Annotated in this window: 17 protein-coding genes and 4 pseudogenes; 7 read left to right on the forward strand and 14 right to left on the reverse strand. The window is 37.4% G+C overall.

The window, feature by feature from the left end; all coding sequences use genetic code 11:
• Positions 1 to 227 precede the first annotated feature (227 nt).
• From Q1K78_RS10390 to Q1K78_RS10415, 7 genes and pseudogenes are all read right to left on the reverse strand, one after another.
• Complete coding sequence (locus Q1K78_RS10390; protein WP_300177886.1) at positions 228 to 1,115, reverse strand: DnaJ C-terminal domain-containing protein; 888 nt, start codon at positions 1,113 to 1,115, stop codon at positions 228 to 230.
• Between the two features lie 119 nt (positions 1,116 to 1,234).
• Positions 1,235 to 1,336: pseudogene (locus Q1K78_RS10395) on the reverse strand (ABC transporter ATP-binding protein); the annotation flags it as partial.
• Positions 1,329 to 1,679, reverse strand: a pseudogene (locus tag Q1K78_RS10400) (ABC transporter permease); the annotation flags it as partial. The pseudogenes Q1K78_RS10395 and Q1K78_RS10400, both read right to left, overlap by 8 nt.
• Complete coding sequence (locus Q1K78_RS10405; RefSeq protein ID WP_300177892.1) at positions 1,669 to 2,898, reverse strand: FtsX-like permease family protein; 1,230 nt, start codon at positions 2,896 to 2,898, stop codon at positions 1,669 to 1,671. The gene Q1K78_RS10405 and the pseudogene Q1K78_RS10400, both read right to left, overlap by 11 nt.
• A 21-nt stretch (positions 2,899 to 2,919) precedes the next feature.
• A complete protein-coding gene (locus Q1K78_RS10410; RefSeq protein ID WP_300177895.1) occupies positions 2,920 to 3,696 on the reverse strand; it encodes an outer membrane lipoprotein-sorting protein in 777 nt (258 codons plus the stop codon).
• Between the two features lie 107 nt (positions 3,697 to 3,803).
• A pseudogene (locus Q1K78_RS17390) lies at positions 3,804 to 3,899 on the reverse strand (LysR family transcriptional regulator); the annotation flags it as partial.
• A gap of 154 nt (positions 3,900 to 4,053) precedes the next feature.
• Entirely contained in the window at positions 4,054 to 4,521 is a 468-nt protein-coding gene (locus tag Q1K78_RS10415) for an isoprenylcysteine carboxylmethyltransferase family protein (protein ID WP_300177897.1), read from the reverse strand.
• A gap of 71 nt (positions 4,522 to 4,592) precedes the next feature.
• On the opposite strand from Q1K78_RS10415, the gene Q1K78_RS10420 reads away from it, so the two are divergent.
• From Q1K78_RS10420 to Q1K78_RS10435, 4 genes are all read left to right on the forward strand, one after another.
• A complete protein-coding gene (locus Q1K78_RS10420; protein WP_065591705.1) occupies positions 4,593 to 4,937 on the forward strand; it encodes a YajD family HNH nuclease in 345 nt (114 codons plus the stop codon).
• Positions 4,938 to 5,018: 81 nt separating this feature from the next.
• A complete protein-coding gene (locus Q1K78_RS10425; protein ID WP_300177902.1) occupies positions 5,019 to 5,936 on the forward strand; it encodes a 1-aminocyclopropane-1-carboxylate deaminase/D-cysteine desulfhydrase in 918 nt (305 codons plus the stop codon).
• A gap of 179 nt (positions 5,937 to 6,115) precedes the next feature.
• Positions 6,116 to 6,613 carry a peptidylprolyl isomerase gene (locus Q1K78_RS10430; RefSeq protein ID WP_300177905.1) on the forward strand — a complete coding sequence of 166 codons (498 nt, stop codon included), beginning with the start codon at positions 6,116 to 6,118 and terminating at the stop codon, positions 6,611 to 6,613.
• Between the two features lie 114 nt (positions 6,614 to 6,727).
• Positions 6,728 to 7,630, forward strand: coding sequence for a glucosaminidase domain-containing protein (locus Q1K78_RS10435; RefSeq protein WP_300177908.1), 903 nt, complete (start codon positions 6,728 to 6,730; stop codon positions 7,628 to 7,630).
• A gap of 76 nt (positions 7,631 to 7,706) precedes the next feature.
• Here the strand turns inward: Q1K78_RS10435 and Q1K78_RS10440 are convergent, their stop codons facing one another.
• Positions 7,707 to 8,912: a NupC/NupG family nucleoside CNT transporter gene (locus tag Q1K78_RS10440; RefSeq protein ID WP_300177911.1), complete on the reverse strand. Its 1,206-nt coding sequence runs from the start codon at positions 8,910 to 8,912 to the stop codon at positions 7,707 to 7,709.
• Positions 8,913 to 9,198: 286 nt separating this feature from the next.
• Positions 9,199 to 10,134: a LysR family transcriptional regulator gene (locus tag Q1K78_RS10445; protein WP_300177914.1), complete on the reverse strand. Its 936-nt coding sequence runs from the start codon at positions 10,132 to 10,134 to the stop codon at positions 9,199 to 9,201.
• 163 nt (positions 10,135 to 10,297) lie between these two features.
• On the opposite strand from Q1K78_RS10445, the gene Q1K78_RS10450 reads away from it, so the two are divergent.
• The gene (locus Q1K78_RS10450; protein ID WP_300177917.1) at positions 10,298 to 11,161 is read left to right on the forward strand and encodes a LysR family transcriptional regulator; all 864 of its coding nucleotides are present in this window, start codon (positions 10,298 to 10,300) and stop codon (positions 11,159 to 11,161) included.
• Between the two features lie 73 nt (positions 11,162 to 11,234).
• Here Q1K78_RS10450 and Q1K78_RS10455 read toward each other — a convergent pair.
• A pseudogene (locus Q1K78_RS10455) lies at positions 11,235 to 11,952 on the reverse strand (transporter substrate-binding domain-containing protein).
• A gap of 432 nt (positions 11,953 to 12,384) precedes the next feature.
• Between Q1K78_RS10455 and Q1K78_RS10460 the strand changes: the two are divergent.
• A complete protein-coding gene (locus Q1K78_RS10460; protein WP_300177935.1) occupies positions 12,385 to 14,391 on the forward strand; it encodes a methyl-accepting chemotaxis protein in 2,007 nt (668 codons plus the stop codon).
• 166 nt (positions 14,392 to 14,557) lie between these two features.
• On the opposite strand, the gene Q1K78_RS10465 is transcribed toward Q1K78_RS10460, so the two are convergent.
• Together Q1K78_RS10465 and Q1K78_RS10470 are read right to left on the reverse strand one after the other, a co-directional pair.
• Positions 14,558 to 15,037, reverse strand: coding sequence for a hypothetical protein (locus Q1K78_RS10465; protein WP_300177920.1), 480 nt, complete (start codon positions 15,035 to 15,037; stop codon positions 14,558 to 14,560).
• A complete protein-coding gene (locus Q1K78_RS10470) occupies positions 15,028 to 15,903 on the reverse strand; it encodes a winged helix-turn-helix domain-containing protein (protein ID WP_300177923.1) in 876 nt (291 codons plus the stop codon). Before Q1K78_RS10470 ends, Q1K78_RS10465 begins: the two co-directional genes overlap by 10 nt.
• 355 nt (positions 15,904 to 16,258) lie before the next feature.
• Here Q1K78_RS10470 and Q1K78_RS10475 point away from each other — a divergent pair, with 355 nt between their 5' ends.
• On the forward strand, positions 16,259 to 16,873 hold the full coding sequence (locus Q1K78_RS10475; RefSeq protein WP_300177926.1) for a porin family protein: 615 nt from the start codon (positions 16,259 to 16,261) through the stop codon (positions 16,871 to 16,873).
• Between the two features lie 86 nt (positions 16,874 to 16,959).
• On the opposite strand, the gene Q1K78_RS10480 is transcribed toward Q1K78_RS10475, so the two are convergent.
• Both Q1K78_RS10480 and brnQ read right to left on the reverse strand, forming a co-directional pair.
• Entirely contained in the window at positions 16,960 to 17,433 is a 474-nt protein-coding gene (locus Q1K78_RS10480; RefSeq protein ID WP_300177929.1) for a DUF2127 domain-containing protein, read from the reverse strand.
• Positions 17,434 to 17,568: 135 nt separating this feature from the next.
• A complete protein-coding gene (brnQ, locus tag Q1K78_RS10485; RefSeq protein ID WP_300177932.1) occupies positions 17,569 to 18,873 on the reverse strand; it encodes a branched-chain amino acid transport system II carrier protein in 1,305 nt (434 codons plus the stop codon).
• Positions 18,874 to 19,208: the final 335 nt, after the last annotated feature.

Consider the following 19,208-nt stretch of genomic DNA (forward strand, 5'->3'; position numbering starts at 1 on the left):
TAATCTGAGTCCGAGTGCATTTTAAAACGGTAAGCGAGTATCGCTTATTGTTACGATCTAGCAATTCACCTCTTAGCCCTGCCGCCTAAATCCCAATTTTTTTCAGGCGTTAAACCGGGGATTTCAGCGTAACTGAATACGCTAATAGGCAATAAAAAAGGCACAAACGTTGTGAATAATCTATTCATCGTTCATACCTCCTATTAAAATATATTGATTTAGTAAGCTTATGCTAACTCTTTAAACTCCATCAATAATTCTTTCTGTTTTTCGTTCAGATTTGTCGGGGTTGCCACGGTAATCTCAACCATTAAGTCTCCGGTAATTCCTTTACGGCCTTTCACGCCTTTTTCTTTCATTCGGAATTTACGACCACTTTGAGTTCCTGCTGGCACTTTAAGCTTGAAGCGACTTTCTAGTGTTTGGATCTCAACTTCACCACCCAATGCTGCGGTAACAAAATCAGTCGTTACTGGACAAATTAAGTCATTGCCATCACGTTTTAAATGCGAGTGTGGACGGGTGTTAATTTGAATAAATAAATCACCCGCTGAACCACCAAATGTCCCAGCTTCACCTTTACCAACGAAACGGATTTTTTCACCATCATCAATACCGGCAGGTACTTTAACGTTGATTTTTTTATTCTCACCATTAACGGGTAATTCGATTACTTGCTCACAACCATTAATAGCTTCCGCAAATTCAACCGTTAAGTTAAATTGACGATCTTGACCTTTTTGTGAACGCTGACGACGTTGCTGAGAGAACATATCCTCAAATCCGCCATGGCTACGACCACCGCCGCCAAATGCACCACCGAAAATATCTTCAAATCCGCCATAACCTTGGCTTTGACCACCAAAGCCGCCGCCGCCCATGCCACCATTTTTAAATGCTGCATGTCCGTAGTCATCATACTGACCCCGCTTATCGGCATTTGTTAGGATTTCATACGCTTCTTTAATTTCTTTGAATTTGTCTGCTGCTTGAGCATCACCCTGATTTTTATCTGGGTGGTATTTCATCGCAAGACGTTTATATGCTTTTTTGATCTCTTTTTCTGTGCTGCTTTTTGGCACACCAAGGACATCATAATAATCACGTTTAGACATGACTTAACCTCGTCAATGAATAGAAACAGGCGTAAGAGAGAGCTCAAACGCCTGTTATTGAATAAATCTAATCAGTGAAGTTTATGTCCTATCAGATTAAGGTCAAGATCTATCTCACATTATACTGATTTATCTTCTTTTAACTGACCATCTTCAAACACAATAATGCGCTTGGCTCGATTAAATACCCGCGAATCATGAGTTGAGAAAATAAACGTCGTTAACTTGAATGCCTCGGGTACTGCGAGCTGAGGCTATCATGCCGTTAACTAAGGTTCGGCTTGTCCATGCTTTCACTTCTGGAGCGTGTTCTAACAAGGATGTAATTTGAGGCTCATCATCGATGACTAAATTTATATCGGGATTAATTGCATAGTTTTTTTGATGGATTTGAATATGGCTGGTTTGCCATTGAATTGCGTTTTTTACAAGATTATCGATAATGCCATTCATAAACCCCATCATCAATATCACACCAACCATACCAAATACCATCGCCCCTATCATGATGGAGGTACGTAATTTATTACGCCATACATTGCACCACGCCAATTTAAGCAGCATGCGAACCTCCTTTTAACGCCGAGACAATATTTAAATGATAGGTACGCCATAACGGGTAGAGTAAACACAAAAACAATAAACCGATGACAATCATAATTTGGTTAATGAACAGCCATGATCTAATTAGTACTGGAATGATAGGCTCATATCCCATTTCAAGCATCGCACTGGCGGTATCTCCGGTTAACGTAATAGGATTAATATATAAATAACCTAAGACAGGTGATGCCATAACTAACCCGATAGTTATACCTAACAACGCAATAAATAGGGACTCAAAAACGAGCAATTTTAATAGCTGTGCTCGCCCCATTCCTGTTGCTAACATAACACCAAATTCACGCTGTCTTTCTAATGTCATCATCAATAACGTGGCAAAAAGAGCAAAGCCAACAATGCCATATAAAATATACATCATGATAATTCCGCTCACCCTATCGATTTGGATCTGTTGTTCCATCTCAGGACTAAGATCATTCCACGGACGGACTGAAACCGTTGAGCCATAACCTATTTGAAGATCATTTACTGTTTGTGGTAATTGAGAAAAATCACGCGTATGAAGTACCCAAGCAGTCACTTGATTTTCAGTACTAAACAACATTGAGGCTTCTTTGATAGGTAAATAAATCAGTTGGTTATTCAACTCTGGCATTGGGAAATGCACAATCCCTTTGATGTGATATAGACCTGCCGCAGTTTGCCCACGGTAGCCTTGCCCATAGAGCACGACTTCATCTCCAACACCCACATTAAAAAATTGAGCAAGCCCTTCTGACAGTAAAATGGATTTGTCGTTTTCTGAGAAATAGTCCCCTTTAACCACTTTATCAGCCAACTTTGAATAGGCATTTTCTTCTTGTGGAGCAACACCAACAACCATGACACCTTTTGATTTCTCGTTGGCGGCAGCAAGGGAAAAAGTTTCAATTCTTGGTAGGGTAAACTCAATATTGGGTTGTTGCTTGGCAGGCTTAATGAACTCATCACTCATGGGTAATAAATCATCAATGCTTTGGCTTTCTTTAAACTTGGGGTTTTGCAGTTGAATAAGACCCGTCGATAAACGTGCTACATTTTCAATATTAGCGGTATAACTGCCTTCTTGGATACTTCGCATCAATAACGACAATATTAGGGCTAATGCTAAGGCAGAAGCCGTTAATAAGGTTCGTCGTTTTTGTCGCCATAGGTTTCGCCAAGCTAACTTAATAAGCATGTTTACCACCTAATCATTACATTAATTACGCAATGACTTCATCTGCGCTTGAGAGAAAAATTCTTCATTAATCAAGAAATTAAAATGGGTTTTATGCGTGATCATTTCTGTTTTATTACCAGGCTTATCCGCTGGCAGCATTTCCATTCTTGTTGCAACCATACGTCCTGAAAAATCTTGAATATCATAGGTGGTCATAGTGTTGACTAATTCATCAAACTCATCGTACGATTCTACTTTACGTTGTATAAAGGTCTTCTGTGAGATCCATAGACGTACTTTACTCCATACAACGGGAGCATCTGGTTTCGCCATCGCGTCAATTACCCATACTTTCTCACCATCAATCATCTCTTCTTTGATCAGTTTATGATCATAATCGACAACAATAGAGGATTGGTTAATCAGATCATCATTAGTAAAATCTGACCCCATCCATGATTGACCTAACATTGACGGCGCAATTTTAATCACACGTTCAATACTCGGGAGCCAGCTCCACATCTCTTTATCACGCTTTAATGAAGCGCTTCCACGATCTTTTTCAGGACCCGTAATCAGCACCAAGGATAGATTTTTATCTTTAGTCCAACTCTTCATGCTCATGCTGCGTGTCCAATCTTGACGAATAATATTCATAGTTAGCTCGGTGTAGCTCGAATCTCCACGCATTTGTTGGTCTGACTTTGTCACTACCGTATTTGCAGTTAAGGTTTCAGCAGCAAAAACGTGTCCAACAATGCCGAAAAAAGCAAAAAACAATGTAATCTTGATAATAAGTTTAATTTTCTTTTTCATAATACACCCAGCCATGATGTTTAATTTATAAGCATATTTTAATTGATTTATTATGATTAAATCGTGACCTCTAAGACGAAAAACAGCAAATCTCTGTCAGGGAAATGTCAAGATCGGGCCATGCTAGTCATGATACGTTCAATCAATATGGTTAGTACTTTAGGTTGAAACTTTCGCTGCTTATAAACAAGGTAAGATTGTCTTAGTGGAAATTGAAGCACACAAACTCACTTCTATTTGTATTTGTGGAAACTCCACTAAAAAATCGACAATCAGATCTCTTATATACGCATTATAAAAGCGGTATGGCAGAGACAAAAACACTCAACCTGTCACGAAATCATGATTATTCGTTAATTAAAACCAACGCTTTACTCGATTGGTATATTCAACAAATTCGTCCCCAAACAACGCAACTAGCATTTTCTCTTCAGGTTCAATTTGAAAGCGATTCATATAAAGAACAAAGCCTAATGCACTCACCAAACCCAATGGATGTTGGGTATAAACGACACTACTCAGCAAAGCCAGTAATAAACCAAGGTACATAGGGTTACGGGTGTATTGATAAATACCAGAGTTAACAAGTGATGAGCTGCTTTCTGGCTTGAGTGGATTAACTGTTGTTTTGGCATTTTTAAACTCTTTCACTCCCCACAATGCAATGACACCACCAAGCGTGACTAAGCTAATAACCGAAGCGTAAGTTAACCATGGTAAATAAAATAGAGTAAATGGCATTATTTTATCAAAGCCAAATACGGTTACCATAAACAGTAGCATGACTAACGGCGGTGGAATTCTCAGTTCTAGTTTTGATAGCATTTATTCTCCTTAAAAACGTGGTATATTCTTTCCATATAATTATTGTATTAACTTTAGCAGTCGAGATTTATATGTCATCAGATTTTTATGGCTCTAGTGCCACTTATGCCCGTCAAGAAGTTGGTTACCGTGAAAAAGCATTAAAACTGTACCCTTGGGTTTGTGGTAATTGTGCGCGTGAATTTGTCTATTCAAACTTACGTGAATTAACGGTTCACCATAAAGATCACGATCATACTAATAACCCAAATGATGGCAGTAACTGGGAGCTTCTTTGTCTTTTCTGTCACGATCATGAGCACTCTAAATACACAGAGCATGATCAATACGGCTCTCAAATTAAAGCCGGTGAAGATGATCATCAAGGCGCAACGCACAACCCGTTTGCTGCTTTAAAATCAATGATGAAAAAGTAATTCTCATTACAGATTTATATGGCCTTTCACCTCACTGAAAGGTCATTTCTCCTTTCCTACAGTCTATATTTATATCTCATCATGAAAATCCAAAACAGCCCAGTAACTCAGCATCAATTTAATGGTGTCGATTTCTATTTAAAGCGCGATGATAAACTTCACCCTCAATTTTCTGGCAACAAAGCTCGTAAGTTTATGGGATTGTTAGACGGTGATTTCCCTGCGATTACCACGATTATTGGCTATGGCTCACCACAGGCAAACTCATTTTACTCATTAGCGGCACTGGCTCAATTAAAAGGCTGGCAGTTAGACTTTTACGTTGATCATATTCCCTCTTTTCTACAAGAAAATCCAAAAGGGAACTACCGCGCGGCCTTGGCATTAGGGGCAAATATAATTGCATTGAATGAGCGTGACGATGCGATAAAAAGTGACGGTACTCTTTATTCAAGTTTCGACTACATCCACCAAGTTCGACAGCCCAACGCTCATGAGTTATTTGTGCCTGAAGGGGGTCGCTGTGGTTTAGCTGAAAGTGGAGTAAAACAACTGGCGACAGAGCTTATAGCATGGAAAAAAAAGCAAGCACTCAATTCTCTAACGGTTGCCTTACCATCGGGAACAGGAACAACGGCTTTATTTCTTCATAAGCACTTAAAAGCTCATGATATAAAAGTGATTACTTGTGCTTGTGTCGGTGGTAATTCTTATCTTACCGAGCAATTTTTAGAGCTTGGTGAAACAGATCATCCTGAGATTCTAACGCCAACGAAAAAACACCATTTTGGGAAGTTATATTGTCACGATTACGAGATGTGGAAAACGCTTCTCTTACAAACTGACGTTGAATTTGAACTTCTATACGACCCGCTAATGTGGCGCTGCTTGAGTGATTGGTTACCCAACAACATCAATCAGACTCTACTGTACATCCACCAAGGTGGTTTGTTAGGTAATGAAAGTATGCTACCTCGCTACCAACGAAAATTTGATTAATTTATAAACGACAAAAAATGCATATTTAAGGCATACAATGAAATGCTAACAAATTTAGATATGGCCTCACGCAACCAAATTATTGTGGAAGTGGGCAATGCGATATTCAAAGAGTTCAACATAAACTAAGAAACTACGTATAATCTTTCTCAATTAACTTTTAAATAGACATTAACTATATGATCATTTTAACCACCAATTTTGGCGACATTCACATTGAGCTTAACAAAGAAAAAGCACCGGTAAGCTCAAAAAACTTCTTAAAATACTGCCAAGACGGTTTTTATGAAGGCACCATTTTCCATCGTGTTATTAAAGGTTTTATGATCCAAGGCGGTGGTTTTACTGCTGATATGCAAGAAAAAGAAATGCGTGCTCCAATTGTGAACGAAGCGAACCGTGGTTTGAAAAACTTAAACGGCACTATCGCTATGGCGCGTACTGATGCACCTCACTCTGCAACCAGTGAGTTCTTTATCAACATCGCTAACAATACTTTTCTTGATCACACTGCCACCACTAACGCTGGCTGGGGTTATACGGTATTTGGTGAAGTGACTATAGGTATGGATGTAGTTAAGAAAATTGCAAAAATTAAAACTAAATCTATCGGTGAGTTTGACGATGTTCCAAAAGAGAGTATTGTGATCGAGAAAGTGACTATTGTAGAAGAATAACAGAGCGACTGTTAACTCCACATAAACACTAAAAACGGTGCTGAATTTAGCACCGTTTTCGATCCCACAGATTAATCTAACGTGATAATCTGATTGAACAATGGAGCGCCATTTATGTCTTTGTCTAAAAAACTAACGTCTATTTTTGCACCTGCATTATTAATCGTAACATCAGTTGCAAACGCTGCCCTTCCTACTCCTCCGGAAAAAATCAGCCAACCTTACCCTGATGTAAAAGTGCAAATAATCTCCTCAGCAGAAGCACTTATCAATCAATTTAAGCAACAGCAGTATCAATTAAACACCACAATAAAGAATGACAGTCTTCCTGCTATTTTTGTAGAAAACCTACCTACTGACTTAAATTCATTGCCTGTTGAGCAGAAAACCTCAGGGTTTATCCGTTTATTGCTGCCGACCATCATTGAAGTAAATAAACATATAACAGAAGTTAGAAATGAGGTGATTTCGTTATCTAAGCAGCCGACAACGAAGTGGACTCAAGAAGAAAGCGCATGGATGAAAAACCTAATGGCATCTTATGATGTTAAGTCAAATAATGTTGACGAGTTACTTCTACGTTTAGATGTTATCCCTATTGGTATGGTTTTAGCGCAAGGGATTGACGAAAGTGGTTGGGGAACCAGTTACTTTGCAGTAAACGGAAATAGTTTATACGGTGAGCATCTATCATCTAAAGGCGGTAAGTATTTAAGTACCCCTGGTGGGCATGTAAAAGTGGCCGCATTCGATAACCTATTCGCTGGTACTGCTCGTTATATGTATAACTTAAACACAACCTCTGCATATAAAGATCTTTGGACTTTACGTCAGCAATTACGTCAAGATAACAAATTATCAGGCAGTGAATTAGTTCAAGCTTTATCTCACTACTCTACGCGTGGACAAGCTTACGTTGATAATTTACGAGCGCTTATCAAGCACCATAAATTAGATAGTTTTGATACTGCTGAATTTAATACAACACCACCACTGCGTATAAAATTCACTCAGTAATTCAAGATTATTTCCAATAAAAAAGAGGCACTCAATTGAGCGCCTCTTTTCTACTTAATCAATTTACTGTGCGTTTCTATAAAGAAAGAATCACACCCGCAATCGCGGCACTCATTAAGTTCGCTAATACACCCGCAGTGATTGCTCGGAAACCCATTTTAGCAATGAATGAACGACGCTCTGGCACTAAACTTCCCAAGCCACCAATCAAAATAGCCATAGTTGAGATATTAGCAAAACCACACAATGCAAAGGTAACAATCGCAATAGAATGTGGGCTTAGTTGATCTTTTACTTCCATCAATTGAATAAAGGCAACAAACTCATTTACCACGATCTTATTACCAATTAATGAACCCGCAAGGATCGCTTCGTTCCACGGCACACCAAGTAAGAAAGCCACAGGTGCGAATACGTAACCTAGAATCAATTCAAAGCTCAGATTGAAACCGAATAAATCACCCACGTGACCTAATAAGCCATTTAATAGTGCAATCACACTTACAAATGCCAATAACGTTGTCCCCACCGCCACAGCAATGCGAAGACCTGACATTGCGCCATCAGCTAGTGCTTCAAATACGTTCGTTGCGTGGTCGATTTCTATCGATGTAATTTCATCGTCATTATTCTCTTCATCACCCGGTGGTACCATCATTTTTGCCATCAATAAACCGGCAGGTGCAGACATGAATGCCGCTGAGATTAGAAAGTTAAGGTCCACACCTAGCGATGCATAACCAACCATCGTACCGCCAGCCACTGACGCCAAACCACAGGTCATTACCGCGAAGAACTGAGAATCACTCATGTGCTTCAAGTAAGGTTTAACGACAAGTGGTGCCTCAACCATACTTACAAAGATGTTAGCAGTCGCAGCAAGTGATTCTGCACGTCCTGTACCCAATAAGCGTTGTAAGCCACCACCAATAAAGTTAATCACTTTAGGCATAATACCAAGATGGTAAAGCGCAGAAATAAGGGCAGAGAAGAAGATGATAATACCAAGAACATTAACGGCAAATACAAAGCCGACTTTACCCGTAGCCAAACCACCAAACAAAAAGGCAATGCCCTCTTGTCCATATTCAATAACGCCCGAAACGCCTGCGGTTAGCGAGTTTAAAACTTCTTTACCTACTGGAACATACAGTACCAACAGAGCAAATAAAATTTGTAGACCAAACGCCAAAGAAACCGTTCTTAAAGGAATATTGCGACGATCAGTAGAACATAAATAAGCAAATAGTAAAATGGCAAAAATACCAAGGAAAGATGTCATGATAAAAACCTGTACTATCGAAAATGAGCTTGCATTTTAATGCGCAAAGGTTTGCGTGCAAGTCGGGTTTGCTAACACTCCGTTAATGAGACTTAGATCACGCTTTGTGTAAATATCTTAACTCGTTGATTTATAAAATAACAAGGAAATATATGACTGGTATTGTTGCCATATGGAAAATATATTTATTTCAAGGTTGACAATGAACTTAATTCATTGATTAAAAAGACATCATTGCGCTGTATTTAATTTAATCAATGACTATATTGAACGCATCATTCTTTGATTATAACTTAACCCGTTTCATTAACGCTTTGTCCCAATATGGCTGTTGACCAATGTGCTCACGTAAGAAATCAATCACAGCACTTATCTTTCTTGGCAGGTGTTTACGGCTTGGATAAACCGCATAAATTGGCATTTTTTGGCTCGCTTTCCAATCAGGTAATAACTGAATAAGTTTGCCATCATTAAACTCATTGGTAAGTAAATAACTGGCTAAATACGCTACGCCCCACCCTGAAATAGCCGCATCTCTTACTGCTTCAGCTAAATCAACACGATAGTTTCCAGAAACTTTGACACACAATGCTTCAGTGCCTTTACTGAAATCCCAATTACTGTAGTCACGGTGACGGCCTTGATAAGTTAAGCAATTATGCTCAGTTAAATCTTGAGGATGATGAGGGACAGCTTTATCAATCAAATAATCAGGCGATGCTGCCAATACAAAATGTGAATCCGCTAATCGCTGCGCTACGTAACCTTCTGGTAAATCTTCAAAGTTAGTTACCCAGAGATCTAAACCGTCTTTTAGCATATCTGCACGGTGGTCAAACAAGCGAACTTCGACCTGAAGATCTGGATATTGGTGACGTAATTTGTCGATCGCAGGAATGATATGCATAGTACCAAAAGACTGTGATAGCCCTAAACGCAAGATACCCGCAACTTCATCACGTTCATTATCCATAATAGTGCTGGCTTCAGTCATCGCACTGTACATCTTCTCACAATACAAATTGAACTGTTGCCCGGCATCAGTCAACGTTAACGAACGTGTCGTGCGTTGTACTAACTTAACGTTAATCTCTGCTTCTAATATACCCAGTTGTTTACTTACATGAGAGGTAGACACGCCCATTTGTTTTGCGGCAGCAGTAAAGCTACCCGCTTTGGCTAGGGCGTAAAATATCACCATTTGGCTGGCACGATCATGCATCTCTCTTGTCCTTCTATGCAAAGGGAATATGGGCGGCGGATAATAACACCTACTTAGTCTATTAAGTAAAATAACCTTATAAGTATTAATTACGTTCATCCATTATCATGTGATATTTTGATACACTCTAGCTAGTGATTAGCTGAATAATAGATGGCTTGATATGTTTAATCTCCAACAACTTGAAACTCTTGTACTTTGTGTCGAATGCGGTTCATTCTCTGCGGCTGCTCGAAAATTGGGAAAAGCGCAATCAGCCGTTAGTACGGCAATCGCAAACTTAGAAATAGATGCTGGGATTGAGATATTTGATCGTTCCACTCGTATACCAACATTAACGCCACACGGTAAGCGTTTATATCTTCAATCTCTTAATCTACTCTCGCAAGCAAAAGACATTGAAACCATGATCCACTCTTTCAGCGCAGGCGTAGAAGATACCTTAACCATCGCAATTAATGAGCTATTGTTAACACCTTCTTTTTATAATGTAATCAATGAATTTTATCTGCATTTCCCACACACTGAGTTACACATTAATACCGTTGAAAACCAAGAGATAAGCGAACAAGTGTCAAAAGGAAAAGCATCAATTGGGTTCATGTTGTCCGGAGATATTCTTCCAAAAGACGTTGAGTTAGGCTTAGTAGGTTATTTACCTGTCACTATTGCAGCGGCACATAACCATCCTTTACATTCTCAAAAATCGATTCAATTACAAGAGTTGAAATCGTTTCGTCAAATACTCTTTACTAATATGCATAGCCCTTGGAATACGTACTTCTCATCATCCGTCACCACAACCAATAATTTAAGTACGTTACAATCTTTATTACAGTTAGATCATTGTTGGGGCTTTACTCCAAATCACATAATTCAGAATAATACGTCTTTAAAAATAATTGATGTTGATTCTGAAGAGAAGAATTGGTTATTACACATCGATCGTGTCGTTGGAAAAAACAAAAACGCTGGGCAAGCACATGTATGGCTTTATCAGCGTTCTGTTACTATGTTTGAAATGTAAGCACCACTAATATGAATCACTTCTCTGTAAAATATTCTAACAAGACCCGATGCCACTCTGTGGTTTCACGAATTTATAATAAAGCTCGGTTGATTTCTTCTTCATACTCACTATTTTCAACTAACACTAGGCCATAATTTTGCTTTTCTAATTGATAAGGAAGGACAACTAATTCGTTAAACAATTGCTTATTTTTACCTTGTTTTATCATGTACCGTAATACCGCATCATCAGCCACAATAGCATCAACTTGATCATTTTCTAACGCTAATAATAACTCATCCATCGTTTGATAATTTTCATGAGCAATACTGTGGTCAGCCAACACTAATCGCTACCGCAAAGAAAACACCAATGGCTTTCCATAAAGTATTATTGGTAATGATGCTGATAAAGGTATCTAGATAACTGCGGCTTTTTACGGCTATCGCAAGGTGTGTTTCATAAAATGAGTGAGAGAAGTCAACATGCTCCTCACGATCAGTCGTGATCGAAATGCAGGACACACCGACATCAATATCACCTTTTTCTGTCGCCAATAACAAATCATCAAGTTCGTAATTCTGTAAGGTATAAGTCGCGCCCATGATTTCTGCAATACGATCCCATAGTGTCATACTTAGGCCTTCGAACTCTTGACCTTTGTCGTGGAAAATAAAGGGAGGACAGTGGTAGGTTCCTACTTTTAATGGAGCCTGAGCATGACTTACAGAAGAAAAACTCCATAAGATAAAACAAAACACAATAGATAAAAATTGATGATGAGAATAAGAACTTGTATCTCCTAACATAGTACATACCCCAACTATTTACAGCGCATACACTAAAACATCTATTTAAAGTGACTAATGCGCTTTTTAAATTAATACCTCACTATAAAAGGTAGCAGTGGTTACAAGTTAACTCGAGTATTTACAATCAACTCACTCACAATTCAGCTAATTTATTCACAATTACTTAGGAATCAACACAAACCAACTTAACTCGCAAAGGTATAATTGTTGATTTACGTAATGCTGAATTAACAACCCCCTTCTATCATGTTATTAAATACTTCTTTTATCATTACTTTTACATATATATTTATACTCAAAAGTAGTAGATATTATCTAATCACAATAATATAGAATCATCTCAAACTTAAGAAATCATAAGAAAAGCACGACCCAATAATTAAAATAGCTTGACTAATTAAAGAATTTAAACTTATGCAGAATGACACTATGAACTTCATTGAAAAATTAACATTTAAACAAAAAATTCTATTTATTATCACACTCCCAATCGTTGGGATGTTATTTTTTTCCCTAAGTACATTACATACCACGATATCACTTCGTTCAGAACTACAAGATATTAGCTCAATGACTGATATATCAATTGAAGGTAGCCTAATTGTTCATGAACTTCAGAAAGAACGAGGGGCAACCGCTGGTTTTGTTAGTTCAAAAGGTGCTCATTTTAAAGAAGAAATGTTAGTCCAACGAAATGAAACCGATGCTGTATTAAATAAATACTTGAAACCATTGAAAGAAAAATCGATGCAGTTACAGCTATCTCACCCTGCTGTTTACAATGATATGCTAAGTGTTTTTTCGCAACTTGAACGTCTTAATATGAATCGAAGTAATGCTGATTCATTTAATATGACATCCTCTAACGTCGCTAAATATTACACAGATATTAACAGGTTATTTCTATCATTAAGCAATATGATAGTAAAAAATTCAACAGAAAAAACACTGACCCCTTATTTAAGAAATTACTCATTATTTTTAGAGATTAAAGAGGCGGCAGGAAAAGAACGTGCAAGCTTAAATAATATTTTGTCGAGTTCAGGTCCTGTTTCTTTATCACTATATAAAACATTCGTTACTCTGGATTCAACTCAAAATGCACACCTTTCAACATTTAAAGAATATGCCAGTAATCAACAAGTAAAAAAATTAAATACTCTTCTTTCTGACCCTGTATCAAAAAAAGTATCTGATATTAGAGAAATGGTAAATAATAACTACAAAGAAGGAAACTATACTGTCTCGGCTACAGATTGGTATCAAGCATCAACCAATCGAATTAATGCATTTAAACAATATGAAGATGAGTTAGTTATTGATATAAATGTGATAATTACTGAACTAAACAATAACATTAATAGCTCTATTTATTCTACCGTTTTCATTATATTATCTATATTAACTATAACGATTATCTCTTCTATTTTTATTTCAAAGCTACTAATCGCTCAAGCTGTACAATTATCACGCATTGTAGAATCAGTTTCTAAAAATAAAGATTTAACAATTAGAGCAAAAGTATTATCTGAAGATGAACTTGGTGTAAGCACTAAATATTTAAATGAAATGTTAATTGAATTTCATTCTATATTACAAAAAATGGATAATGGAAGCGCGCAATTAGCAACAAGCGCTGAAGAGTCAAATGTAGTTATGGGAGTTACCGCTGAAAACTCACAACATGAACTGGCTCAAATCGAAGAAATTTCAACAGCGATTAGTGAACTATCAAGCACTTCAAAAGAAGTTACATTAAATGCGACACAAGCTGAAGAACAAGCTCAATCAGCCATAAACAATGTTAATGTCGGTAAAAAACATTTAGAAGAATCGATTCGATTAACTCAGAGCATAAATATCTCAGTTCAACAAACGGCGATAATGATTGAAGAGTTAAAAGTAAATGCAATAGATATTGGTGACGTTACAAGTGTCATTAGTTCGATCTCTGATCAAACGAACCTTCTTGCCTTAAATGCAGCCATTGAAGCCGCTCGCGCAGGGGAGCAAGGGCGTGGTTTTGCCGTTGTTGCTGATGAAGTTCGTAACTTAGCAGCCAAAACACAACAATCAACAAAGCATATACAAGATATTATTTCTAAACTTCAAACTCAGTCTGAGAAAGCAAATAACAACATGATAGAGAATGTAACACTCATTCAAAAATCGGTTGTTTTATCAGAAGATGTGAAAATATCATTTAATGATATTGCAAACTCAGTTCAAGCAATTTCAGATATTAACACATTAGTAGCTACCGCATCTCAGGAGCAATATTCTGTTACTGAAGACATCGCAAGAAACACCACTCGTACTTTTGATTTAGTTAATGAAAATGTATCCTCGATTCACCAAACACAACAAGTGAGTCAAGAATTAGCGATATTAGCTGAACAACAAAAATCCGATCTATCATTATTTAAGCTGTATTAATATTGAGTTAAGCCTATGCTAATGCCGTTCATATATATCTAATGATCGGTATTGTTTTCTTTAAATATTTTATGCCCTAACCCATTAATAACATCTTCACCATGATCAGAAAAGTAAGTCAAACTTGAAAAACTGGCTTCTTCAGATACTACACCTGAAACCTGATTTAAGAAGCAAAGCAAACAAAATTGGTATTTTCATGATTTTTACGATTATGGAAATACAGTTTTTCATCACTAATAATAAAATTCAAATCCGTTTCAAAGTCTTTTAATGAATCAAGATCTTGAATAAAAATCGGAGCATTTTTTGGTTTAAGGTGCCAATCAATCTTTTTAGATTTCACTGAGATCTTGTCTTTTTTCACTTTGTAATCCGCATCGATAATGACTTCATACTTTTCATGTTCTCCGCCTTTAAAAACTAATTTACCTTTTTGAAAAATCGTTAAGTTAGAAGAGGATGCAAAATAAAGCACATATCGTTCGCCAATCTCTTGATATTTTTGATATGGCGCAGATATAAAATTAGTAGAAAGTTCATTACAAGTCCAACGAGTACCTTGTAATTCTGAGTCCTGAAATAACCAGTAGTAAGAGAGCAATCCTACTAAAAATAACAATAAAATAAAATTGACTATTCGCATACAAGTTTGGCCCTATTAAACGATTTTTCAATAATCATTGGTAGATCATTATATGAAAATTGACTCAATGAATAATTCGCATTTCTATTGCTATTTTTGGCTGAAACGTATCCCCTTAAAGAAGAAACGTCATCATCATAAGCAGAATCATACATCCGAATATAAATTTCAGCATTGCACTCTACAGGGTTTAATTTTTGGATCTCTTTTTGAATAGCCTCAACACTCACCGATTTTCGGGTCTTATTAAGTAAATAAATATCGGTATTGTTTATTTTAAAATGCTGGTAGTGATCTTTGACAAGGAAATGAGGCACCGATGAGACCGCTTTATATTGATATACAAATACAATCATTGATAATAAACACAATGAAAGTAGTACTGAAATTAACGACGGTTTAGTTAACCAAAAGTGACGAGAACGCGGATTTCTTTTATCTGTCGCTATAGAGTCTTCAGTTACAGTACTAGGTGTAGGTGTATTTTCAACTGATGGTAAAATCGATGGCGTTGTGTTATCTATTTCTTGTGTAATGAGATCATCCGCGATAGAAAAAGTATCATCAACAAGCAGTAAATAACCCACCTTACTCACTGTTTTTATTTCGATGCCTTGAGCTTTCAGTTTAACTAAATTGCGCCTTAAACTTGAAATCACATTAGTTAAGGCTTGATCGGTAACTACTGCCCCCTCCCAACAAACATCAAACAAATGATCACGGTCTAGACAATTTCCTTTTTGCTCAAACAATAGAGTAAATACACTATAAGGAAGAGGCCTAAGCGTAATTACTTCACCCGTAATATTGCGTAATGTTCTTGTCTCTGGTTCTAACACCAAATTTGCAATTATGATTTTCTGCATCTAGGCCTAACGATTAGTGATAATTCGGTTAAATCGTTCTGATTATTTAAATAAACAACTAAAAACACATTGAAAAAACAAACATTTACCAACCAGAGTTTGAAGTTTACCGCAATTATAAAACAAATCAATAACTGACTATTGATTTGGCATCAAATCATATATTTATTTTTTAAAACATAAAGTTATACCCGTAAACATATTTAGTTATCAGCACATTTTAGATTTTTATAACAACAAATAATCAAATGAAATTCAAATATTTGCTATTAGTGTGGAACTTATTTAGTTTATTTTTTTCATGTTCTTATAATTAAACCAACTTTTAGGCACCCTATTATAGAATGAGACCCTCATGAAAAAAATCATATTATTACTCACACTATTTTCTGCTTTTACAAGCGCTAACGATAACATCTCAGGTTTTTATTTAGGCGCTGGTCTTGGTGCCACAACCTTTGATGATGGTGGTGCTTTTGATTACAGTGGCGTATCTATTGATACTGATGATTCAACTATTAAGTTTATTGGTGGCTATCAATTCAACCGTATTGTTGCTGTTGAACTTCAATATACAAAATACGGTGATATCAATGTAAACCACCCAACCGTCAAATCTACTGGTTTTAGAGGTATCGATATTGAATCAACATCTATCTCACTTGCTGCAAATCTTGGTTACACATTTGATAGCGGTTGGCGCCCATTTGGTATTGTTGGTTTAGGTGCATTAGAATCATCAACGGATGTTTTAGGCCATTCTTTAAGCGAAAATAACACGTCTTTCCACTACGGTGTTGGTGTTGAGTATGCACCAAGAGCATTAAGTGGCTTGGCTTTCCGTGTTGCTTATGAAGGTGATATTTTCATCGAGGAAAACGTAAGTAAAGATTATGGCTTTTACAGCTATTCTGATGACTACGCAATGAGTATTGGTTCACTCTACGCTGGTGTAACTTATAAATTCTAATCATCACTATTGATGATTGAACGGGTAGCGATTGCTGCCCGTTCGCAATAGCGGTATTGTAATCACTAATATGCAAGTAAAAAAACTTACTTGTTGATAGTAAGGGGGCTTTTCTTTCTATCAAGAATGACAGAAGTCATATAACCAACAACAATAATATTAATAATAAATGCCGTAAAACCAAGAATGCTTGTACGGAAAATCATTTCATACAGCTCAAAAGGGATATAGATAGCTCCACTCACCAAAGCAAACCATTCTGTCCACATTTGTGCACGCCATAATCCATAAGCTTCAACAAGCCTAATGATTGAATACACCACCGCACCAATGGCAAATAACATGATTTTAACGTCAGTTAATCCACTCGCTGCATCAATAAATACACTAGGTAAGTGACTTGCCGGATTTAAGTGTAAACGGCTCACGATTAATTCAGCTAAATGTCGTAAATTATGACCAGCTAACGTATGTATCCCAAAAGCAATCAATAGAGACATTATCCCCTTACTTGCTTCCAATACAGCAACAGCACGTAACCCTTTCTTTATTGTTGTCATACTGACCTCTTTCAAATCACTATTTCTCTGATGATAAAAACCATTTAATAGAGTGAGTATCCTCCTTACATTCTATTTTTAAAAGCGCATAAACCCTTATAAATAAATGAAATATCGCAGAGATCTTATCTTTATCTAATCTTCATTCGATGACTCTAACGCACTCAATTCTCTGTTTAGCAATAGGCTAATAAACACCGCTATCACCACAGGCAAAAACCAACTCGCGTGAGCAGAAAAGAGAGGAATATAACGAGTTAATGGTGCAGATAAAGAATCAGGCAATAATCCCAAAATATGCAGTGCATCTAACCCACCAAATACAAAGCTAATCATCACAACACTAACGTATGAAATAATGTTGTGTTTTGTCGTAGGTAAAAACCACGCAGCTAATACTAAAGCAATTGCCACCGGACATAATATAAGTATAGCAGGTAAGCTGATAGCCAAGATTTGCTCTAATCCGAAGTTAGCAACAACGCCTGTCATCGCTGTAACGATAATCGCGGTAATCGCAAACGGAGTGCGGAACGTCTGTTGGCTGTACTCAGCACACGCATTTGTCAACCCTACCGTCGTCGTTAAACACGCCATAATAATAATACCTGCTAATAAGTATTGACCTAGTGGACCAAATATCTCAGCAACATAACGCGTTAATAATTCACCACCATTGGTTGCGCCTTCAGCAATAGACGTTGATGTCGCACCAACATAAGCCATCGCTAAATAACACGCCGACATTAGCAGCGCATAAATCAACGTTACTTTAAGCGTTGCTTGACAAACATCTTTCGGTGATTCACACCCTTTATCGCGAATGGCTTTAATGATGACCCAACCAAACCCAACGGCCGCAATCGCATCCATTGTCATGTAACCTTGGATCAAACCGCTTGTAATGGCTTTATGCTGATAACTGGCACTCGGATCACCAAGGACACCTAATGGCATAATAATGGCCGCTAACGCTAACGCGGCTAGCATAAGAACAAGCAGTGGCGTCATGACTTTACCAATGTAATCCACCAACTTACCTCTTTGGAAAGCCAACAATAACGTAGCTCCCACAAACATAACCGAGAAAAGCATTAGGTGGTCACCGGTAAAGAATGGCTTGATACCCATTTCATACGCAACCGTTACCGCTCGTGGCATTCCAAAAGCAGGGCCAATTGCAATAAAAAGTAATACCCAAAAAGCAATCGCCAATGGTTTCGGTAACGCTTGAGTTAGTTGACTACTGTCACTCAGTCGCCCTAAAACAATCAGCGTTAATGCTGGAAGCCCAACAGCTGTAAGTAAAAAGCCGAGCATTGCAGGGAAGAATTGAGTGCCTGCTTCAAGGCCAAGAAAAGGAGGGAATATGATGTTTCCTGCACCAAGGAACATGGCAAACGTCATTAGACCAATCGCAAGCAAGTTGTGTTTTTTCAATGTACAAGTCCTTATTGCTATTGGGCTATGCCCTATTAGCTTTATTGTGGACCGTCAGATTGGCTGAAAAAAGAAGAAGAAAATTAAGAAGTCCTCCGTCAGCCTGGCTGACGGAAGTGCCGCCAGCCTAGTTAATAATCACTAGAATGACAGCAATAATAGTTGATGTTACACGCGACACAGCACCGAGCATTATTTGGCACAAAGCAGCAAATTGTAGGGCTGTAGAAGAAAGCATGAATGTATCCTAGTCATTTATCGTGGTAACCAAATCAATATATAAGTAATAATTTATAAAGTAAACACCATTATAGTTAAAAATATCATTATTATAA

The organism is uncultured Aliivibrio sp., assembly GCF_946479765.1.
GTDB lineage: Bacteria > Pseudomonadota > Gammaproteobacteria > Enterobacterales > Vibrionaceae > Aliivibrio.

Bases quoted from the DNA above. Each gene is read 5' to 3' on its own strand.
- Q1K78_RS10450 (WP_300177917.1), top strand. From the start codon at position 10,298: ATGTTTAATCTCCAACAACTTGAAACTCTTGTACTTTGTGTCGAATGC.
- Q1K78_RS10405 (WP_300177892.1), bottom strand. From the start codon at position 2,898: ATGCTTATTAAGTTAGCTTGGCGAAACCTATGGCGACAAAAACGACGA.
- Q1K78_RS10420 (WP_065591705.1), top strand. From the start codon at position 4,593: ATGTCATCAGATTTTTATGGCTCTAGTGCCACTTATGCCCGTCAAGAA.
- Q1K78_RS10425 (WP_300177902.1), top strand. From the start codon at position 5,019: ATGAAAATCCAAAACAGCCCAGTAACTCAGCATCAATTTAATGGTGTC.
- Q1K78_RS10410 (WP_300177895.1), bottom strand. From the start codon at position 3,696: ATGAAAAAGAAAATTAAACTTATTATCAAGATTACATTGTTTTTTGCT.
- Q1K78_RS10470 (WP_300177923.1), bottom strand. From the start codon at position 15,903: ATGCAGAAAATCATAATTGCAAATTTGGTGTTAGAACCAGAGACAAGA.
- Q1K78_RS10440 (WP_300177911.1), bottom strand. From the start codon at position 8,912: ATGACATCTTTCCTTGGTATTTTTGCCATTTTACTATTTGCTTATTTA.
- Q1K78_RS10415 (WP_300177897.1), bottom strand. From the start codon at position 4,521: ATGCTATCAAAACTAGAACTGAGAATTCCACCGCCGTTAGTCATGCTA.
- Q1K78_RS10430 (WP_300177905.1), top strand. From the start codon at position 6,116: ATGATCATTTTAACCACCAATTTTGGCGACATTCACATTGAGCTTAAC.
- Q1K78_RS10460 (WP_300177935.1), top strand. From the start codon at position 12,385: ATGAACTTCATTGAAAAATTAACATTTAAACAAAAAATTCTATTTATT.
- Q1K78_RS10475 (WP_300177926.1), top strand. From the start codon at position 16,259: ATGAAAAAAATCATATTATTACTCACACTATTTTCTGCTTTTACAAGC.
- Q1K78_RS10465 (WP_300177920.1), bottom strand. From the start codon at position 15,037: ATGCGAATAGTCAATTTTATTTTATTGTTATTTTTAGTAGGATTGCTC.
- Q1K78_RS10435 (WP_300177908.1), top strand. From the start codon at position 6,728: ATGTCTTTGTCTAAAAAACTAACGTCTATTTTTGCACCTGCATTATTA.
- Q1K78_RS10445 (WP_300177914.1), bottom strand. From the start codon at position 10,134: ATGCATGATCGTGCCAGCCAAATGGTGATATTTTACGCCCTAGCCAAA.
- Q1K78_RS10480 (WP_300177929.1), bottom strand. From the start codon at position 17,433: ATGACAACAATAAAGAAAGGGTTACGTGCTGTTGCTGTATTGGAAGCA.
- Q1K78_RS10390 (WP_300177886.1), bottom strand. From the start codon at position 1,115: ATGTCTAAACGTGATTATTATGATGTCCTTGGTGTGCCAAAAAGCAGC.